The organism is Novosphingobium sp., assembly GCF_965228995.1.
Classification (GTDB): Bacteria; Pseudomonadota; Alphaproteobacteria; order Sphingomonadales; family Sphingomonadaceae; genus Novosphingobium.
Genome location: NZ_OZ245852.1, coordinates 1,001,090 through 1,019,874, shown reverse-complemented (window position 1 = coordinate 1,019,874; position 18,785 = coordinate 1,001,090). Strand labels below are relative to the sequence as shown.

Here is an 18,785-nt window from a genome sequence, read left to right as displayed (position 1 = left end):
CCCTCGAAGGCCTTACGAAAGATCGAAATACCCGTGTTGAAACGCTTCCCTTTTGCCGATCCCCTGTTTCTGCTGGCTGTCGTTCTGCCAACTGCGATTGCCGTGCTCTATTTCGCGCTGTTCGCCGCGGATATCTACATATCCGAGGCTCGCTTCGTGGTGAGAAGCCCTGACAAGCAAACCAGTTCCGCGCTTGGTTTCGTACTCGGGGCAAGTGGCCTCAGCACCTCGGGCGACAAGAGCTATACTGTGGTCGAATATGTCCGCTCGCGCGATGCGCTGCGCGATGCCAATCGCGACAACGCGGTCCTGAAAGCCTATTCGCGCGACGATCTCTCGATGTTCGACCGCTTCGGCGGGCTGTTCAACGGGAAGACGTTCGAGCATTTCTACGCGTATTTCTCCGCGAAAGTGGGCATCGACTTCGACGCCGGGACGCAGGTCACCCGGCTTTCGGTTTCAGCCTTCAGCCCCCACGATGCGCAGATGATCAACCAGCGGCTGCTCGGGCACGCCGAACAGCTGGTCAACCGCCTCAACGAACGCGCGCAGAAGGATACGATCCAGCTCGCACAGGCCGAAGTCGATCGTGCCAAGGACCGCGCGCGCAATGCCGCCGTGGCGCTTGCGGAGTTTCGCAATTCGCGCCGGATTCTCGATCCTGAGAAGGAAGCGACGGTGCGGTTGCAGATGGTGTCCAAGCTGCAGGACGAGTTGATCGGCGCGCGGACCGAGCTGGCGCAGATGCAGCAGTATACGCCGGAAAATCCCCAGATCCCGACGCTCAAGACCCGCATCGCGGCGCTTGGTGCGGAGATCGCGGACCAGACCGGCCAGATCGCCGGTGCGCCGAATTCGCTTTCGGGTGACGCAGTGCGGTACCAGGCGCTGCAGCTTGATGCCGAAGTTGCCGCCAAGCAGCTCGCCGCGGCGCTTGCCTCGGTGCAGGACGCGGAAGCCGAGGCGCGGCGCAAGCAGGCCTATGTCGAGCGGATTGCCGAGCCCAATCTACCCGATTATCCCCTCGAACCGCACCGCTGGAAGGGTATTCTGGCCACTTTCATCCTGGGCCTGATTGCCTGGGGTGTGCTGCGCACGCTGATCGCCGGGATCCGGGAGCACCACGACTGATGGCCAGCATCGGTCCGCAGCCCACCGCCCCGTTCGCGCATAGCCTGCAGGTGCAGCTGCGCATCCTGCGTGCGCTGTTCATGCGCGAGGTGCTGACGCGGTACGGGCGGCACAACATCGGCTTTCTGTGGCTGTTCGTGGAGCCGATGATCTTCACGCTCGGGGTTACTGCCTTGTGGACCGCGACCAAATCGGTCCACGGCAGCAACCTTCCGATCGTGGCTTTTGCGCTGACCGGCTATTCCAGCGTGCTCTTGTGGCGCAACATGCCCGGTCGCTGCATCGGCGCGCTGCAGGGCAGCCTTTCGTTACTGTTCCACCGCAACATCCGCGTGCTCGATATCTACCTTGCGAGGTTGATGCTCGAGTTTGGCGGCGCGACGATCTCGTTCACCACGCTCAGCCTGCTGTTCATTTCGATCGGCTGGCTTGCCCCGCCGCATGACATTCTCGAGATCGCCGGGGGCTGGCTGACCATCGCTTGGTTCGGATCCGCCCTCGCCATCTGGCTTGGCGCGCTCTCCCACGAGTATGAGCTCGTCGACAAGATCTGGCATCCGGCGGCCTATCTGATCTTTCCGCTCTCGGGCTCGGCCTTCATGGTCGATGCGCTGCCGAAGATCGCGCAGGAAATCGTCCTCTACATCCCGATGGTCCACGGCGTGGAAATCGTGCGCGAAGGCTACTTCGGCTCTGCGGCGCGCGCGCATTACAATCTCGGCTACGTCCTGCCGCTCAGCCTGCTGCTGACGGCGCTGGCACTGTTTCAGGTCCGCAAGGTTGCGCGGGTAGTGGTGCCGGAATGATTTCCGTCAGCGATCTGCGCAAGGTCTACCCCACCCGGACGGGCGGAAAGGTGGTGCTCGACGGGATCAACTTCAATCTCGGCATGGGCGAACGGCTGGGCATCCTCGGCCGGAATGGTGCGGGCAAATCGACCCTGGTGCGCCTGATCAGCGGGGCCGAGCGGCCGACTTCGGGCCGGATCGACAGCAGCATGTCGATATCCTGGCCGCTCGCGTTCGGCGGGGGGTTTCAGTACAACCTCACCGGGACCGACAATATCCGCTTCATCAGCCGGATCTACCAGCAGGATTTCGAGCGCAACCTCGCCTATGTCGAGGACTTTGCCGAGCTCGGCCCCTACCTGCGCGAACCGCTGAGGTCCTATTCCTCTGGCATGAAAGCACGGCTCGCTTTCGCGATCTCGATGATCATCGAGTTCGATTGCTTCCTGATCGACGAGATCGCCTCGGTCGGGGATGCGCGGTTTCACGACAAGTGCAACCACGAACTGTTCGAACGCCGCGGCAACCGCGCCATGATCATCATCTCGCACGATGCCGCCTACGTCCGCGACCACTGCACGCGCTGGGGCGTGCTGCATGACGGCAAGTTGAAACAGTACGACGACTTCGAGCTCGCCTACGCCGACTTCAAGGAACTGATCGGCTGGCGGCCGCCTCCCGGCTGGCCTTTTGTGGAACCTGTAATCGCATGACTTTGAATGCACTGAAGAAATTGACGCGGCTGTTTGCGCAAGCGGTCGTCGTGCCGGGGGAAGCGTCGTTCGTGCACCCGGTCTCGCAGGCGTGCACCTACAAGCAGATGCAGGACCCGCTCTATGCGCAGTGGAGCCATGCGCTCTACGAGAACCCGAGCACCCACCGCAAGCAGTGGGAGTTCTGCTATATCCTGCAAGCCTTGCACACGGCCGGGATGCTGGAAGAGGGGCGGCGCGGACTGGGCTTTGGCGTGGGCGACGAGCCGCTGACAGCCGCCTTCGCGGCGCGGGGAATCGGCGTGATGGCGACCGATCTTGAAGTCGAGCGCGCGGCGCAGCAAGGCTGGGTCGAAACCGACCAGCATGCCCGCAGCAAGGAAGTGCTGAACGGACGCGGGCTGTGTCCGCCCGAGCAGTTCGAGCGGCTGGTCGACTTCCGCTTCATGGACATGAACCGGATCGACCGCGATCTGACCGGTTTCGATTTCTGCTGGTCCGCCTGCGCGCTCGAGCATCTCGGTTCGATCGAGCAAGGGCTGGCCTTCATCGAGGCGTCGCTCGATTGCCTCAAACCCGGGGGGGTTGCCGTGCACACCACCGAATTCAACTGCCAGTCGGATGATCAGACGCTCGACAATGCCTCGACCGTGCTGTTCCGGAAGCGCGATTTCCTTGCCCTGGCGCGCCGCCTGCGCCGCCGGGGGCATGACATCGTGCTCAATTTCGACCTCGGCGACCAGCCGCTCGATCAGCATATCGACGTGCCGCCCTATGCCCAGGAAAATCACCTCAAGCTGCAAATCGCGCAGTGGGTGACAACTTCGTACGGGCTGGTGGTGAGGAAGGCCGCATGATGAAGCCGAGGCTTGGGGGCGGCCTCGCGAAGTCGCTGCGCAAGAGCGCGGGTGCGGTCGTTGCGGGAATAGGCCGAGCGGCGGATATCGACATGACCGATCGCGCCTCGCTTGTTGCTTCTTCGCAGGCTGCTGCGCTGGGTGACAGCCGTTTTGCGGCCCAGATCGCCACTGCGGATTCCCTGCGCGATCAGCAGCGCTGGGCTGAGGCCGAGGCGGCCTATGCCGCCGCGCTCAGGCTCTATCCGTGGGAGCGCAGCTACTGGGTGCAGCGCGGCCACATGGCGAAGGAACAGAACGCCTTCGACCGCGCCGAGATTGCCTATCGCACCGCCTGCGCCTTCGGTGCGCAGCCGTCGGATGTGATCGAACATTTGCGCTTCGTCATGGCGCGTAGCGGCTGCGACGAGGGACAGGCGCCGATCCGCTTCCATACCGAGGGCTCGGGTGCGCTGCAGGTGCCGGGAGAGCCGGACGTCGCGGTGTTCGGGCGGCTGCTGTGGCAGGTTGGCGGAATTGCCGATCATCATACGCTTGACCTCCTGCGCCGCTGCGGCTCGTGCGATGAGCTGGTGGTGGCGATGGTGCAGGACACCCGCTTCGAGCGCGCGAACCGCATCTGGCTCGAACTGGTTGGGGAGCACGAGCTATGAACCGGTTCCCGCCCGACGCGCAGTGCCCGTCGTTCTCGATCGTGATCAACACGCTCAATCGCGGCACTCTGCTTGGCGATGCGATCCAGGGTGTGCTCCAGCTCGATTATCCGTCGTTCGAACTGATCGTCGTCAATGGTCCCTCGACCGACAATTCGGAAGAGGTGCTTGGCGCATGGCACGGGCGGATCAAGCATTTGCGCTGCGACGTTCCCAATCTCTCGGTTTCGCGCAACGTGGGTATCGAGGCAGCGGCAGGTGATATCGTCGCGTTTCTCGACGATGATGCGGTGCCTCACCCGCTATGGTTGCGCTACCTTGCACGGCATTATGCCAATCCCGCGACCGGCGGTGTGGGAGGCTTCACCATCGATAACACCGGGGTGCGCTGGCAGGTGCGCAAGACCGTGTGCGACCGGTTCGGCAATGCGTTCTTTCCCGAGGACTTGTTTGACGAACGCCCCCTGAACTTTCCCGGCTCGCCGCTCTATCCGAGCCTGCTCGGCACCAATTCGAGTTTTCGCACAGCGGCGCTGCGCGAGATTGGCGGGTTCGATCACACCTTTGCCTATCTGCTTGACGAGACCGACGTCTGCCTGCGCCTCGTCGATGCGGGCTGGCACATTCACTACGAACCGGCGGCAATGGTGTTTCACCAGTTCGCCGAGAGCCATATCCGCTCGCACACGCGCAAGCCCAAGACGCTCTACCCCTCGGTGGTCAGCAAGACCTACTTCATCAATCGCCATGGGCAGAAGGAAGGGTTCGGCAAGGTAGCCGAGCAGCTTGCCGCCTATCGCAACGAACTGCTGCGGGCCAACGCCTGGCTGGCGGACCACGGCGACATTTCTTCACAGCACCGCGTCCAGCTCGATCTCGATGTCGAGCAGGGTAGCGAAGATGGTTTGCGCCGGAGTTACGAGGCGATTGGTGCGGGCAAAGCGCGGGGTGACTTGCGCCGTGATATTGCGCCTGAACCGCTCATGTCGGTGCAACGGCCCAAGGGCATGCGGGTCGCGCTGGTCTCGCAGGGGTTCCCGCCGGAGAATGACGCGGGGATCGCGCGGTGGACGGGGCTGCTGGCCACCGGCCTGCGCGATCTGGGCATCGCCGTGCATGTCATCACGCGCGCGGATGGTGAGCCGTTCAGGCGGTTCCAGGGCGGAATCTGGCATCACGGCGTTTCGCGCCAGCCGGCAAACGCGGCCCGGATTGCCGGGCGCTATGGGGTGCCCGAAAGCGGCGTCGCAGAGTGGATGGCGGCGATCATGCAGGAGATCGACTTCCTCAAGACCTTCGGGCTCGATCTCGTATCGTTTCCGATCTGGGATCTGGAGGCCCTGCCAGTGATCGACGATCCCGATCTGGCTGCCGTCGTCAGCCTCCACACGACATATGGCCTCGCTCGCCCCTACAAGCCTGAATGGTCCGAGCGGATCATCCACGGCCGCGCCTTCGTCGATCGCATGATCGCTGCCGAGAGCGCCTTGCTAGCGCGAGCTCCGGCAATTCTCGCGAACAGCGGGGCGATTGTATCCGAGATCGAGCAGATCCACGGGGTGGCCGTTGGTGAGAGCGCCCGGATCGTGCCCCATGGCACGCCCGATCTGCTGGCCGCTGCGGGCCTTACCGTCGAGGCAAAGGCAAGGCAGCGCGATCAGGCTGGTGTGCTGAAAGTTCTCTTTGCCGGCCGGTTCGAGCCACGCAAGGGCTATGACCTGGCGCTGCGTGTAGCGGCTCGACTGGCAGACGATCCGCGTATCCGGTTCTCCTTCGCGGGGACCAGCCTCACCGACAGCGTGGCAAAGGACATCCGCCGCCAGTTTGGCGTCGATCCGCGCAGCCTTGCCAATGCCACCTTCCATGGTGACGTCGACCGGACAACGCTCGACCGGCTGTTCGTCGAACATGACGTGGTCATGATGCCGAGCCGCTTCGAATCCTTCGGGCTGGTCGCGATCGAGGCGATGTCCGCAGGAGCGCCGGTGCTGGCACTGGACCGCGGCGGTCCTACCGAGATCATCGACGCTTCGGCCGGATACCTGTTTGCCACCGAAGACGCCTTCGTTGCGGACGCGTGCAAGCTGATTGCGCGCTGGGCGCAGGACCGCGCTAGCCTGACACGTTTTGCCGAGGGAGCCTACGACACCTTCCGCAAGCGCTACACGGTCGCCGCGATGGCTGAGGGGGTGGCCGAGTTCTATCGCAGTGCCATTTCGCAGGGGAGCGCCCGATGATCGACGAGCAATGGTTTGCGACGGTCCGTTGCTTGACGGGCGCGCGGATTTCGGAGGACGAGGCTGCAAGACTTGCCGCTGTCCTGTGCGTGGAAGACGAGGTTCTTCCCTATCTGCTGCTGCGCACGGCCGCCTTTGCCGACTGGCCCCTGGCGCGCGGTGCCTTTCGCCAGGCGATCCGCTCTGTCATCCGCCCGAAGCTGGCGGGCAGACCAGCGGGCAGGAGCCAGAAAGAATCCGCGGAGCGCGACGCATTTGCGGCTGCGGTCATCGCGGGGATCACGCGCACCAGCCCGAAGCGTTCACCGGCGGAACTGCTGCGGCAGGCGAGGCTCGCGGACCAGAACGCAAGCCTCGATCCCCACATTTTCATTGCTTCGGCAGACCCGGCAAATGGCCAAGAGAAAGCGGACTGATGGAAGAGACAACGACTGATATTGCGGCGCGTCTGGCGATGCTTGAACAAAAGCTCGATGCCGTGATGGCGAAGGTGAGCGAGGTGCGTCAGCTGGTGGGGCCGTATTCCTCGTTGTTTCCCGATGGTTCGATGCTTACCCAGACGATCCATAACCTGAAGTACTTCATCGACCCCGACGATCTGATCATCGCTCCCCAGATGGTGATTTACCGTCAGTGGGAAGCCGATGTGTCGGAAGTCTTTCACCACCTGTGCGGGCCCGAGACGGTTGTCGTCGATGTCGGCGCCAACTTCGGCTATTTTTCGGTGCTGTCCGCAAATATCATCGGCAATCAGGGTTCGGGACGCGTCTTCGCGTTCGAGCCGAATCCGAAGCTGGCCGAACTGCTCCGGCGCAACATCGAGATAAACTGGTCCATCGCGCCGGTCACGTTCCATCAGGCTGCAGTTGCGGACACGCCGGGCGAACTGACACTCTATGTACCCAAGGGCCATGGCGCGAATGCCAGCCTCTCTCCGCCCGAAGGCATCGAAAGTGTCGCGGTCACCGTTCCCGCGGTGTGCCTGGACGACGTGCTGCCGCCGGACCTGATCGTCGACGTCATGAAGATCGACGTCGAAGGGCACGAACTATCCGTGCTGAAGGGAGCGCACGGCGTGATCGGCCGCAGCCCTGGCATTCACCTGATCATGGAATGGTCGCGCAAGCAGATGCAGCAGGCGGGGATCGATCCGGCGGCCGTGCTGGCCGAACTCGAAGGGTTCACGCCCCACCCCATCGAACTCGGCAAGGCACCGCTCGCCAATCCGCAGACGATGGAGTGGCTGCTGGCGCAGGACTATATCGACGTGCTGTTCGTGCGGACATGACGGGCGGGTTCTGATTGATGAAGATCGCTGTCGACGCCTTCAACATCGCGCTGCCGCATGGCACCGGCGTTGCCACTTATGGGCGGAGCCTGGCGAGCGCTGCCAGCCGGTTGGGGCATGACATCCATGTCCTGTTCGGCTCGCGCCGCGCGCATTCGCGCGTCTCGCTGCTCAACGAAATCGCACTTGCGGAGGGTGACGGCGAAATAAAGGGCAAGCGGGCTTCGCAGCTTGCTTCGGCCTCCGCGTTCCTGAGTGCGGCGCGCGGCGTGGTGCGGCCGCTCAAGGCGATGCCGGTGCCGGTTTCGGGCCAGGTGCTGCTGCCGCAGCGATTGCAGGTGCAGGCTGCGCAGTACTGGAACGCACAGAACCTCTATGGCGGGTCCGATCAGGTCTTTCGTGCGACGGGCCAGTTTACCGGCGTGGCGGTGGAAGGTGTCGATCTGGCGCACTGGACCTATCCGCTGCCGGTCCGGATGCCGGGCGCGCGCAACGTCTATACGCTCCATGATCTCGTGCCGCTGCGGCTCCCCTATACGACGGCGGACCGCAAGCGTGCCTATTACCGGCTGTGCCGCCGGATCGCGGACGAGGCTGATCATATCCTCACCGTTTCCGAAGCTTCGCGCCGCGACATCATCGAGATACTCGGTGCCAGCGAGGACCGGGTAACGAACCTCTATCAGGCCAGCGACATCGGCACCGCACTGGGCACTGTCGATGAGGCATTCATCACGCGCTATGTCGAAGGGCTGCTGGGCGTGGGGCTGCGCGAGTATTTCCTGTTTTTCGGGGCGATCGAGCCGAAGAAGAACGTGGCCCGGCTGGTCGAGGCCTATCTTGCCAGTTCGGTACAATCGCCGCTGGTCATCGTTGGCGGACCGGGTTGGGGCAGTGAACAGGACGTCAAGCTGCTGAAATCGCTGGCCGGGCTCGATGGCCGCAAGCGCATCGTGTGGCTGGGCTACCTGCCGCGCGACATGCTGGCCATGCTCATCGCGGGCGCTCGGGCAACCGTGTTTCCCTCGCTCTATGAGGGATTCGGCCTCCCGGCGCTGGAATCGATGGCGCTGGGGACGCCAATCATCACCAGCAACGTCTCCTCGCTGCCCGAAGTGGTGGGGGAGGCCGGCGTGCTGGTCGATCCCTATGACGTCCGCGCAATCGCCCAGGCGATCATCGCGATGGACAGCGACGAAGCGGCGCGCATCGACTTTGCCCGGCGCGGCCTTGTTCAGGCCGCCCGGTTTGACAGTACTGCCTATGCCCAGCGGCTTTCCGGCTTCTACGCAAAGATCGCCTAGCCCCTGCCGAAGTTTATCAGATGGAACCTCTTCCCATGCCCGAGATTGCCCCGAAAACCGGATCCGCTCTGCCGCCGCGGCGCGGCAGGCGCGCCATCGCCCTTTCGGCAGGCTCCGCGGCGCTGCTGCTGATGCTGGGGGGATGTGCTGCGCTGGGCGGATCGGGCCCCACCACCGGGAGCATTGTCCGCGCCTCTCGGCCCTCCGCAGCCGCAGGCAGCATCGCGCTGGTCGAGCTTGATGCGGACGCCATTTCCCGGCTGGATGCCGCGAAGACCAGCAAGAGCTTTGCCGATGTGTTCGGCGATTCCCCCGTCGATCCGACGATCATCGGCCCGGGGGATGCGATCGATATCGCAATGTGGGAGGCGCCGCCGGCCGTACTGTTCGGCCCTGGCTCGAGCCTCATGGGCATGGCTTCCACCCAGACCATCAATCTGCCCCAGCAGATGGTCGGCTCGGATGGGCGGGTCACGATCCCGTTTGCGGGCAGCATTGCCGTTGCGGGCCGAACGACCCGGCAGGTCGAGCAGGACATCGTTGCCCGCCTGCGCGGCAAGGCGCACGAGCCGCAGGCGATCGTGCGCCTCTCGCAGAACGAGGCGCGCACGGTGACGGTGCTGGGCGAAGTCGGTGCCTCGCGCCGCCTGCCGCTCACCGGGCATGGCGAGCGGCTGCTCGATGCGCTGGCCGCCGCCGGCGGGAGCCGCCAGCCGGTCGGCAAATCGACCATCCAGATCACGCGCGCGTCCTCGACACTTTCGATGCCGCTGGATTCGGTGATCCGCGATCCGCGCCAGAACATCCGGCTGCGCCCTGACGATGTCGTGGCTGTGCTGTTCCAGCCGTTCAGCTTCATTGCGCTGGGGGCGAGCAATCTCAACGCCGAAGTGCCGTTCGAGGCGACCGGCATGTCGCTGGCGCAGGCACTTGGCCGGATCGGCGGTCTGCGCGACGAGCGGGCCAATGTGCGCGGGGTGTTTGTCTTCCGGTACGAGAACCCCGCGGTCCTCGGCCCGGCGGCGGCCGGACGGCCTGTCCGTGCCGATGGCACGATCCCGACGGTGTACCGCATCGATCTCGGCGCGCCTTCAAGCCTGCTGGTCTCGCAGAACTTTCCGATCCACGACAAGGACGTGATCTACGTCTCCAACGCGCCGGTGGCAGACTTCCAGAAGTTCATCGGCATCGTCTCGTCAGCGACGTTCTCGGTTGTCGGGATTACCAACGCGATCCGCTAAACCAGTTCCTCGATCTGGCCGAGGCGCTCCTTGCCGAAGAACATTTCCCCATCGACGAAGAAGGTGGGGATACGGGGCTGCTGATCCAGCCGCTGGTCGGCGCGCTATCAGACCGCACCAATTCCCGCTTCGGCCGCCGCACGCCCTATTTCCTGATCGGCGCGGTGATGTGCAGCCTGGGCCTGCTGTTCATGCCATTTTCCGCGAGCATCCTGATGGCGGCTAGTCTGCTGTGGCTGCTCGATGCGGGCAACAACATCACGATGGAGCCTTACCGCGCCTATGTCAGCGACCGGCTCGATGCGCGCCAACACGAGATCGGCTATCTCAGCCAGAGCGCGTTTACGGGGCTGGCGCAGTGCCTTGCGTTCCTGTCGCCCTCGATCCTTGTCTATTGGGTGGGGATCGACCGCGATGCAGTGGATGCGCACAATATCCCGACGATCACGCACATCTCATTCCTGATCGGCGCGGTGCTTTCGATCACGACGATCCTGTGGTCGATCTGGCGCGTGCCCGAATTGCCGCTGAGCGAGGACGAGAAGGCACGCATCGCCGCCGCGCCCCGGTCTGCCGGCGCGACTTTGCGCGAGATCTGGGATGCCATCGTCGAAATGCCGCAGGCGATGCGCCAGATGGCGTGGATGAGCCTGTTCCAGTGGTACGGATTCTCGATCTACTGGTCTTACAGCGCGCTTTCGATCGGGCGGTCGATCTACGACACGGCGGACAAATCGAGCGTGGCGTTCCGCGCGGCGGTGCTGACGACGCAGCAGCTGGGTGCGTTCTACAACCTCGTCGGCTTTGCGGCGGCGCTGGCGATGGTGCCGATCTCTCGCGCGCTGGGAGCATCGCGGGTGCACATGGCCTGCCTTGCCGCCGGCGGGATCGGCATGATCGCCCTCGCCCACGTGGCGAGCGCGCCTTCTGCGCCCGGCCCCTTGTTCACGGCGCTGGCGATGCCTGATCTGGGCAGCCACACCCCGCTGCTGCTGATCGCGGTGACGCTGGGCCTTGCCTGGGCGAGCATCATGGGCAACCCCTACATCATCCTGGCGGGCTCGATCCCGCCAGAGCGGACGGGCGTTTACATGGGCATTTTCAACATGATGATCGTGATACCGATGCTGCTCAACGGCCTCACGTTCGGGTGGATCTACAACCATGTGCTGGGTGCGGACCCGCGCAATGCGCTGAGCTTTGCAGGCGCGCTGCTGGCGGCGGCCGCGATCACCATGCTGCGCGTGCGCGATCCGCGTTCCGCTGCAGGGCTGGCGCATGCCTGACGCTTCCGCGCCCCGGATCATCGCTCTGGAAAGCCCGGGATGCAGCGCCGTGTGGGAACTGCCCCCCGGCGAGGCGCCGCTGTGGCGCTACTGGGGCCCGCGCCTGCCCGATGGTGCGCGGCCTTCCGCAAGCTTGCGCAGCGAACGGCCTGAACCCAGCTTCTCGCTCCATTTCGACCAGCCGCTGACAGTGTTTCCCGGCTTTGGCATGGGCTGGTTCGGGCAGAGCGCGCTGCTGGCGGACCGGGGTGGTCGCGACTGGTCGTTTCAGGCGGGCGAATGCAAGGTTGAACAGCCGGACGCGCAAACCGTGCGTTTCGTGCTGCACGATGCGGTGGCCAGGATTGCGGTCACCACGAATTACACCCTCGATCCCGCGACCGACGTGATGACCGTGCGCACCGCGCTCTCCAACGAAGGCGATGCGCCGCTTCACGTGCACTGGCTGGCGGCGGCGGCATTGCCGCTGCCTGCGGACGCGGCGGAAGTCCATTCGCTGGCCGGGCGGCACAATTCGGAATTCGTGCCGGTGCGCGACCCGCTCACTCGCAGTGTGTGGCGGCGCGAGAACCGGCGCGGGCTGACCTCGCACGATTGCTTGCCCGGCGCGGTGGTGACGTGTGGCGATGGCAGCGCCTATGGCGCGCAGATCGCGTGGTCGGGCAATCACGCGCAGACGATCGAGTGGATCGACGATGGGCGGTGGCAGTGGCAGCTGGGCGAATGGCTCGCCCCCGGCGAGGCGATCCTTGCGCCCGGCGCGGTGCTGCAGAGCCCCGAGGTGCTGGCAACGTCCTCCGCCGAAGGACCCAACGGGGTGGCGCATGCCTTCCACCGCGGCATCCGCGCGCGCATGACCTGGCCCGGCGGAGCGGAAAGCGCGGCGAAGCGCCCGGTGCATATCAACACCTGGGAAGGCTTCTATTTCAAGCACGACGAAGCCGCGCTGATGGATCTGGCGCGGGCCGCGGCGGGCATCGGGATCGAGCGTTTCGTGCTGGATGACGGCTGGTTCGGCAAGCGCGACGACGACACCTCATCGCTCGGCGACTGGACCGTCGACAGGCGCAAATATCCGCGCGGGCTCGGGCCGCTGGCGAAGACGGTGACCGATCTCGGCATGGAATTCGGCCTGTGGGTCGAGCCTGAAATGGTCAACCGCAATAGCGATCTCTATCGCCGCCACCCCGATTGGGCGCTGCATGTCGATGGACGGCCGCTGCTTGAGGCGCGCAACCAGCTGGTGCTCGATCTCGCGCGGCCGGAAGTGAGCGCTTATCTCTTCGATGCCATCGCAGCGCTGCTGCGCGAGCTGCCGATCAGTTACCTCAAGTGGGATCACAACCGCGATCTCGTCCATGCCGGAAACCTGCCGCACTACCGCGCGCAAGTGCTGGCGACCTATGCGCTGATGGACCGGTTGCGCGCGGCGTTTCCGGCGGTGGAGATCGAAGCCTGCGCGGGTGGCGGCGGGCGGATCGACGCCGGCATCATCAAGCGCACGCACCGCTTCTGGACGAGCGACTGCATCGACGCCGTTTCGCGCGCGGGCATGCAGCGGGGGTTCCTCCAGTTCATGCCGCCCGAAGTGATGGGCAGCCATGTGGGGGCGAGCCCGGCGCATTCGACCGGGCGTTCGCAGTCCATGGCGTTTCGCTGCGGGGTGGCGCTGCCGGGGCACTTCGGCGTCGAGCTCGACGCCCGCAAGCTGGGCGATACCGAGCGCGCCGAGCTGATGGCCGGGATCGCTCGCTACAAGGCAATGCGGGAACGCCTGCACGCCGGGCGTGTGTGGATGGGCGATGTGGGCGACGGCACTGTGTGGCAGGCCCATGGATCGGCCGAGGACATGGTCGTGCTGGTCACGCGCACATCGCCCACCACGATGCGCCACCAGCCTAACCTGAGGCTGCCGATGGCCCTGGCGGGGCGCACGTATACGATTGCATCAGAGAACGGCGTGCTGGCCAAGATGGACGGTGGCTGGCTCGCGCGCGTAGGCATCGCTGTGCCTCCGCTGCCCGGCGAGGCGGTTCTGGTGCTTGAGGTGCGTTCATGAGTTTCGATCCGTCCGAACATCCCCATCGGCGTTACGATCCGCTGAGCGACACTTGGCTGCTGGTTTCCCCGCACCGCGCCAAACGGCCGTGGCAGGGTGCGGAAGAAGTGCCCGATGTGACACGTCCAGCGGCGCACGATCCCGGCTGCTACCTGTGCGCGGGGAACACGCGGGTGAGCGGGGAACGCAACCCGGACTACACCGGGCCTTACGTGTTCCAGAACGATTTTGCGGCGCTGCTGCCCGATACGCCGGCACCTGATGCCGGGAGCGGCTTGTTCCGCGCGGAGCAGGCCACCGGCGAAGCGCGCGTCATCTGCTTCTCGCCCGATCACGGCCGCACCCTGCCCGAGCTTACGGTGGCGGAGCGGCGCGCGGTGATCGACTGCTGGTGCGCCGAAGCGGCGGACCTTGGCGCGCGCTACAGCGTGGTTTCGATCTTCGAAAACAAGGGCGCGATGATGGGGTGCTCCAACCCCCATCCGCACGGGCAAGTCTGGGCGACGAGCCACGTGCCGCAGCTGATCGCGACCGAGGACCGCACGCAGAAGGCATGGCTGGCGGACAAGGGCCGGCCCATGCTGGCCGAGCTGGTGGAAGCCGAAGCCAATGGCCCGCGCGTGGTCTGCGCGAGCGAGCACTGGCTTGCCATCGTACCGTTCTGGGCGGTCTGGCCGTTCGAGACGCTGCTGCTGCCGCGCGGGGATGTGGCGCGGCTGCCGGACCTTTCGGGGGATCAGCGCGGCGATCTGGCGGAGATTCTGGGCGATCTCACCACGCGGTATGACAACTTGTTCCAGTGCCCGTTCCCCTATTCGATGGGCTGGCATGGTGCACCGTTTGGCGAGGAGCCGAGCTCACACTGGCGGCTGCACGCGCATTTCTATCCGCCGCTGCTGCGCTCGGCCTCGGTGCGCAAGTTCATGGCAGGCTTCGAAATTCTGGCCGAAACGCAGCGCGATCTGACGGCTGAACAAGCAGCGGAACGGCTGCGCGCTTGCGGCGGCCCGCATTACCGGAGCCGCGCATGATCACAGAGCAATTTGCGCAAGCTTTCGGCCAGCAGCCGGCGCTGCTGGTGCGCGCACCGGGGCGCGTGAACCTGATCGGCGAGCACACCGACTACAACGACGGCTTCGTGCTGCCAGTGGCGATCAGCGTGGAATCGCGCGTCGCCGCAGCGCCGCGCAGCGACCGGCGGATCCGCGTGATGGCCTGCGACTTTGGCGGGGCGGTGGCGGAATGGGAGCTCGATGCGCCTTATGCCGCAAACCCGGCGGCGCCCTGGGCCGACTATATCCGCGGCATGACCGCAGCAATGATCGCGCGGGGCCACAGGCTGACGGGTGCGGATCTTGCCGTGAGCGGAACGGTGCCCAAGGGCGCCGGGCTTTCCTCCTCCGCCTCGCTGATGGTCGGCATCGGCAAGGCGCTGGCAGAGCTTGCCGGGGCGTACATTGCGCCCGCCGAGATCGCGCTCATGGCGCAGGCCGGCGAATGCGACCATGTCGGCATGCGCTGCGGGATCATGGACCAGCTGGCGTCCGCCTGCGGGGTCAAGGATCATGCGCTGATGATCGACTGCCGCTCGCTGGCAGTGCGCCCGGTGGCACTACCGGAGGGCGTGGCGATCCTGATCGTCCATTCGGGCGTCGAACGCGGGCTGGTCGAGGGTGCCTACAACGAGCGCCGCGCGCAGTGCGAGGCGGCGGCGGCAGCGGTTGGCGTTGCGGCCTTGCGCGATGCGGACCTTGCGATGCTGGAAGCGGCCGGGCTCGATCCGCTGACCCTGGCGCGGGCGCGCCACGTGGTGACCGAGAATGACCGCGTGCAGGCGGCCGCAGAAGCGCTGGCCTCCGGCGATCTGGTGGCGATGGGCGCGCTGATGGCCGCATCGCACGCCTCGATGCGTGACGATTTCGCGATTACCGTGCCGCGCATCGATGCGCTGGTCGCCGAACTTGGCACGTTGATCGGGCCGGAAGGCGGCGCGCGGATGACCGGCGGCGGCTTTGGCGGCGCGGTCGTGGCGCTGTGCCGGGCCGACCGCGCTGATGCGGTGCTGGCCGGGCTGACCTACCGCAAGCCCGACGGCGGAGTGCCGCTGGTGCTGCGCGAAACCGCCTGTGACGGGGCCGGTATCGTCATGATGTGATCCCCGCGCCGCTCCCAGTTCCGGGCTGCACAGGCTGCTGCCCTTCATTCGTTTCAGGACCGAGTTTTCATGCCCGTACTCACTTCCCCGACCACGCTCTGGACCAGCGAACATCTTCGCGCGCTGCGGATCGAGCCCTGCCATCAGATCCCGCTGGTCGATGGCACGAGCCTGCGCCACCCGCTGCCAGGCCTCGACTTGTGGGACCTCTGGCCGCTGCAGTTGGCGGACGGGAGCACGGCGGTGCTCGAAGGCTGGACGCTCTGGTTCGTACTCTCGGCCCCTGCGGGCGAGGATCCCGAGGCGCGGCATGACATTGTCCGCATCCGCCTGATGGCCTCGCGCGGGAGCGAATGGCGCGATCATGGCAATGCCCTGCCCGACCATCTCAATCCCGGCAGCCGCGAATGGGCAGGGTCGGCGCTTTATGATCCGGAAAGCGCCGCCGTGACGCTCTACTGGACCGCCTCGGGCCTGCGCGGGGAAGAGCCGCGCTCGTTCACGCAGCGCATGTTCGAGACGACGGGCACACTGGCCGGCGATGCGGATGCCTTCACCATTGCCGGCTGGAGCGAACCGCGCGAGATCGCTGGCGGGCCGATCCCGCACTATGTGCTGGTGAACGCGCACGAAGGCGTGCCGGGCATGATCAAGGGCTTCCGCGATCCGGCACATTTCCGCGATCCGGCAGACGGGGCCGAATATCTGCTGTTCACCGGATCGCTTAAAGGTTCGGAAAGCGGGTGGAACGGCTGCATCGGCCTGCTGCGGCGCGAGGGCGACGATTGGGCGGTGCTGCCGCCGCTGCTAAGCGCGGACGGGCTCAACAACGAACAGGAACGCCCGCATATCGTGTTCCACGCGGGGCACTATTACCTGTTCTGGTCGACGCAGCGGAAGGTCTTTGCGCCGGGTGAGCCCAACGGTCCGAACGGGCTTTACGGCATGGTGGCCGAGCACATGGAAGGACCGTGGCTGCCGCTCAACGGGAGCGGGCTGGTCGCGGGCAATCCCCCCGAAGCGCCGGTGCAGACCTATAGCTGGTGGGTGACGCATGAGCTCACCGTGCATGGCTTTGTCGATTATCCGAACTCGCTCCAGGGCAACGACCACGGCGATGCGGCGTGGCGGCGGGCGCACTTCGGCGGGGTTCCCGCAGAGCCGTTCCGGCTGGTGCTCGACGGGACCCGCGCGGAGGTCGCAGGCTGATGGCGGCGCGCTTTGGCCTGATCGAGGCGGGCGGCACCAAGTTCGTGCTCGGCGTGGCAGACGCGGAGCGCACGATCTACGCGCGCGAACGCATCCCGACGACGACGCCGGACGAAACGCTCGGCGCGGCGGTGGAGTGGTTTGCGGCGCAAGGCGCGGACTATGCCGCGTTCGGCATCGCCTCGTTCGGGCCGCTCGATCTGGAGCCCGCCTCGCCGGGCTATGGCTCTGTTCGCCCCACACCCAAGCCGCACTGGAGCGGGGCGAGCCTGATCGCGCCCTTCCAGGAACGCTTCGGCGTGCCGGTGGCGATCGATACCGACGTGAACGGCGCGGCGCTATCTGAAGCGCTGTGGGGCGCGGGGGCCGGATTGGGTTCGGTGCTCTACCTCACCATCGGCACCGGGATCGGCGGCGGGTTCTGCAGCGACGGGCAATTGCTGCGAGGGCTTTCGCACCCGGAAATGGGCCATATCCGCATGCCGCGCCATCCGGAGGATCTGGACTTCGCTGGCACCTGCCCGTTCCATGGCGACTGCCTTGAAGGCCTCGCCTGCGGACCGGCGGTAATCGCGCGCTGGGGCATGTCGCTTTCGGAGCTGCCCGAAGGCCACCCCGGCAAGCGCATCATCGCCTGGTACATCGGCCGCGCGCTGGCGACGTTCCAGACAGTGCTGGAGCCCGCGCGCATCGTGTTGGGCGGCGGGGTGACGGCCACGAAGGGCCTGCTGGACATGATCCGCGCGGAGGCCCTCGCGGCAAATGGCGGCTATACCGTGGGCAAGATCGACGAGCTGATCGTGCCGCCGGGCCTTGGCGATAATGCCGGACTGCTTGGCGCGCTGGCCTTGGCGTTCAGGTCGATTCCCTGATCAGCAGGCGCGGCTGGAGGATGACCGAGTGGATCTCCTCCCCGGCAATGCGCTGCACCACGATGTTGACGAGGTTTTCCGCACCCTGTTCCAGATCCTGCGCGATCGTGGTGAGCGGGGGCATGGTGTGCTCGCCAAGCGGCAGCCCGTCGTAGCCGATCACCTTGACGTCGCCGGGGACGGCCAGCCCCTGTTCGGCCAGCACGCGCATGGCAGTGACGGCGATGACGTCCGACGCGGCGACGACACCGTCCGGCCGGTTTGATTTGGTGCGGAAGTACTTGCCGATCTCGCCGTGCGCTTCATCCGCCACGAGGTGCGTGGGCACCACGCCGAACTGCACAGAGCCGCCCATCCGCGCCACAGCCGAACGGCAGCCTTCAAGCCGTTGGCCGATTTCGATGGCGCGCGGATCGCCGAAAAACACGATATTGCGGCAGCCGCGCTCGATCAGATGCTGCGCGGCGAGCGCGCCGCCGCGGAAGTTGTCGGACCCCACCGAACAATGCGCCTGCCCCGCGATGTGCGAGCCCCAGACCACCAGTGGCCGATAGAGTTCCGCCACGCGGTCGAGCACCGCGGACTGGTCCGACTGGCCGATCACGATGATCCCGTCCGACTGGCCCGAGCGCGCGAGCTTGAGCAGCCAGTCCTCATCAGTCGGCACCACGCGGGAGAGAAGCAGGCTATAGCCGCGCCCGGTCAGCTTGTCCGCCAGCAGGCCGAGCATGGTGATGAAGAACGGATCGGAGATGTTCTGCCGCAATTCGTGGCCGAGCGGGATGACCACGCCGATCGTGTTCGTCTTGCGCATGCGCAAGTTGCGCGCGGTGGCATTGGGGGTGAAGCCGTGCTTGCGCGCAAGCGCCACGATCATGTCACGCGTGGCGGGCGTGACCAATTCTGAACCGGACAATGCGCGCGAGACAGTGCCGCTGGTAACACCGGCCAGCTGGGCAAGTTCCTTGAGGGTCTTGGGCGCATTCATGGCA

General features: G+C 65.6%; 17 protein-coding genes. 16 read left to right on the top strand and 1 reads right to left on the bottom strand.

Annotation, left to right across the window (positions count from 1 at the left end):
- Positions 1 to 33: 33 nt before the first annotated feature.
- From ACO056_RS04680 to ACO056_RS04605, 16 genes are all read left to right on the top strand, one after another.
- Positions 34 to 1,131, top strand: coding sequence for a hypothetical protein (locus tag ACO056_RS04680; protein WP_421852543.1), 1,098 nt, complete (start codon positions 34 to 36; stop codon positions 1,129 to 1,131).
- A complete protein-coding gene (locus ACO056_RS04675) occupies positions 1,131 to 1,937 on the top strand; it encodes an ABC transporter permease (RefSeq protein WP_421852540.1) in 807 nt (268 codons plus the stop codon). Before ACO056_RS04680 ends, ACO056_RS04675 begins: the two co-directional genes overlap by 1 nt.
- Positions 1,934 to 2,632 carry an ABC transporter ATP-binding protein gene (locus ACO056_RS04670; protein WP_421852537.1) on the top strand — a complete coding sequence of 233 codons (699 nt, stop codon included), beginning with the start codon at positions 1,934 to 1,936 and terminating at the stop codon, positions 2,630 to 2,632. The genes ACO056_RS04675 and ACO056_RS04670 overlap by 4 nt, the downstream gene beginning before the upstream one ends.
- Positions 2,629 to 3,489: an SAM-dependent methyltransferase gene (locus tag ACO056_RS04665; RefSeq protein ID WP_421852534.1), complete on the top strand. Its 861-nt coding sequence runs from the start codon at positions 2,629 to 2,631 to the stop codon at positions 3,487 to 3,489. Before ACO056_RS04670 ends, ACO056_RS04665 begins: the two co-directional genes overlap by 4 nt.
- Positions 3,486 to 4,142, top strand: coding sequence for a hypothetical protein (locus ACO056_RS04660; RefSeq protein ID WP_421852531.1), 657 nt, complete (start codon positions 3,486 to 3,488; stop codon positions 4,140 to 4,142). The genes ACO056_RS04665 and ACO056_RS04660 overlap by 4 nt, the downstream gene beginning before the upstream one ends.
- On the top strand, positions 4,139 to 6,379 hold the full coding sequence (locus tag ACO056_RS04655; RefSeq protein WP_421852528.1) for a glycosyltransferase: 2,241 nt from the start codon (positions 4,139 to 4,141) through the stop codon (positions 6,377 to 6,379). Before ACO056_RS04660 ends, ACO056_RS04655 begins: the two co-directional genes overlap by 4 nt.
- The gene (locus tag ACO056_RS04650) at positions 6,376 to 6,795 is read left to right on the top strand and encodes a hypothetical protein (protein WP_421852525.1); all 420 of its coding nucleotides are present in this window, start codon (positions 6,376 to 6,378) and stop codon (positions 6,793 to 6,795) included. The genes ACO056_RS04655 and ACO056_RS04650 overlap by 4 nt, the downstream gene beginning before the upstream one ends.
- Positions 6,795 to 7,667 carry an FkbM family methyltransferase gene (locus ACO056_RS04645; protein WP_421852522.1) on the top strand — a complete coding sequence of 291 codons (873 nt, stop codon included), beginning with the start codon at positions 6,795 to 6,797 and terminating at the stop codon, positions 7,665 to 7,667. Before ACO056_RS04650 ends, ACO056_RS04645 begins: the two co-directional genes overlap by 1 nt.
- 17 nt (positions 7,668 to 7,684) lie before the next feature.
- Complete coding sequence (locus tag ACO056_RS04640) at positions 7,685 to 8,971, top strand: glycosyltransferase family 4 protein (RefSeq protein WP_421852518.1); 1,287 nt, start codon at positions 7,685 to 7,687, stop codon at positions 8,969 to 8,971.
- A 35-nt stretch (positions 8,972 to 9,006) separates the two neighbouring features.
- Positions 9,007 to 10,212, top strand: a complete 1,206-nt coding sequence (locus ACO056_RS04635; protein ID WP_421852515.1) for a polysaccharide biosynthesis/export family protein — start codon at positions 9,007 to 9,009, stop codon at positions 10,210 to 10,212.
- A gap of 14 nt (positions 10,213 to 10,226) precedes the next feature.
- Positions 10,227 to 11,498 carry an MFS transporter gene (locus tag ACO056_RS04630; protein ID WP_421855300.1) on the top strand — a complete coding sequence of 424 codons (1,272 nt, stop codon included), beginning with the start codon at positions 10,227 to 10,229 and terminating at the stop codon, positions 11,496 to 11,498.
- The gene (locus ACO056_RS04625) at positions 11,491 to 13,557 is read left to right on the top strand and encodes an alpha-galactosidase (protein ID WP_421852512.1); all 2,067 of its coding nucleotides are present in this window, start codon (positions 11,491 to 11,493) and stop codon (positions 13,555 to 13,557) included. The genes ACO056_RS04630 and ACO056_RS04625 overlap by 8 nt, the downstream gene beginning before the upstream one ends.
- Positions 13,554 to 14,588 (top strand): UDP-glucose--hexose-1-phosphate uridylyltransferase, encoded by a 1,035-nt coding sequence (locus ACO056_RS04620; protein WP_421852509.1) that lies wholly within the window; start codon positions 13,554 to 13,556, stop codon positions 14,586 to 14,588. The genes ACO056_RS04625 and ACO056_RS04620 overlap by 4 nt, the downstream gene beginning before the upstream one ends.
- Entirely contained in the window at positions 14,585 to 15,712 is a 1,128-nt protein-coding gene (gene galK, locus ACO056_RS04615; RefSeq protein WP_421852506.1) for a galactokinase, read from the top strand. Before ACO056_RS04620 ends, galK begins: the two co-directional genes overlap by 4 nt.
- Positions 15,713 to 15,781: 69 nt before the next feature.
- A complete protein-coding gene (locus ACO056_RS04610; protein ID WP_421852503.1) occupies positions 15,782 to 16,921 on the top strand; it encodes a glycoside hydrolase family 68 protein in 1,140 nt (379 codons plus the stop codon).
- Positions 16,921 to 17,793 (top strand): ROK family protein, encoded by an 873-nt coding sequence (locus tag ACO056_RS04605; protein WP_421852501.1) that lies wholly within the window; start codon positions 16,921 to 16,923, stop codon positions 17,791 to 17,793. Before ACO056_RS04610 ends, ACO056_RS04605 begins: the two co-directional genes overlap by 1 nt.
- On the opposite strand, the gene ACO056_RS04600 is transcribed toward ACO056_RS04605, so the two are convergent.
- Positions 17,777 to 18,781: a LacI family DNA-binding transcriptional regulator gene (locus tag ACO056_RS04600; RefSeq protein ID WP_421852498.1), complete on the bottom strand. Its 1,005-nt coding sequence runs from the start codon at positions 18,779 to 18,781 to the stop codon at positions 17,777 to 17,779. The two genes, ACO056_RS04605 and ACO056_RS04600, sit on opposite strands and share 17 nt — an antisense overlap.
- Positions 18,782 to 18,785: the final 4 nt, after the last annotated feature.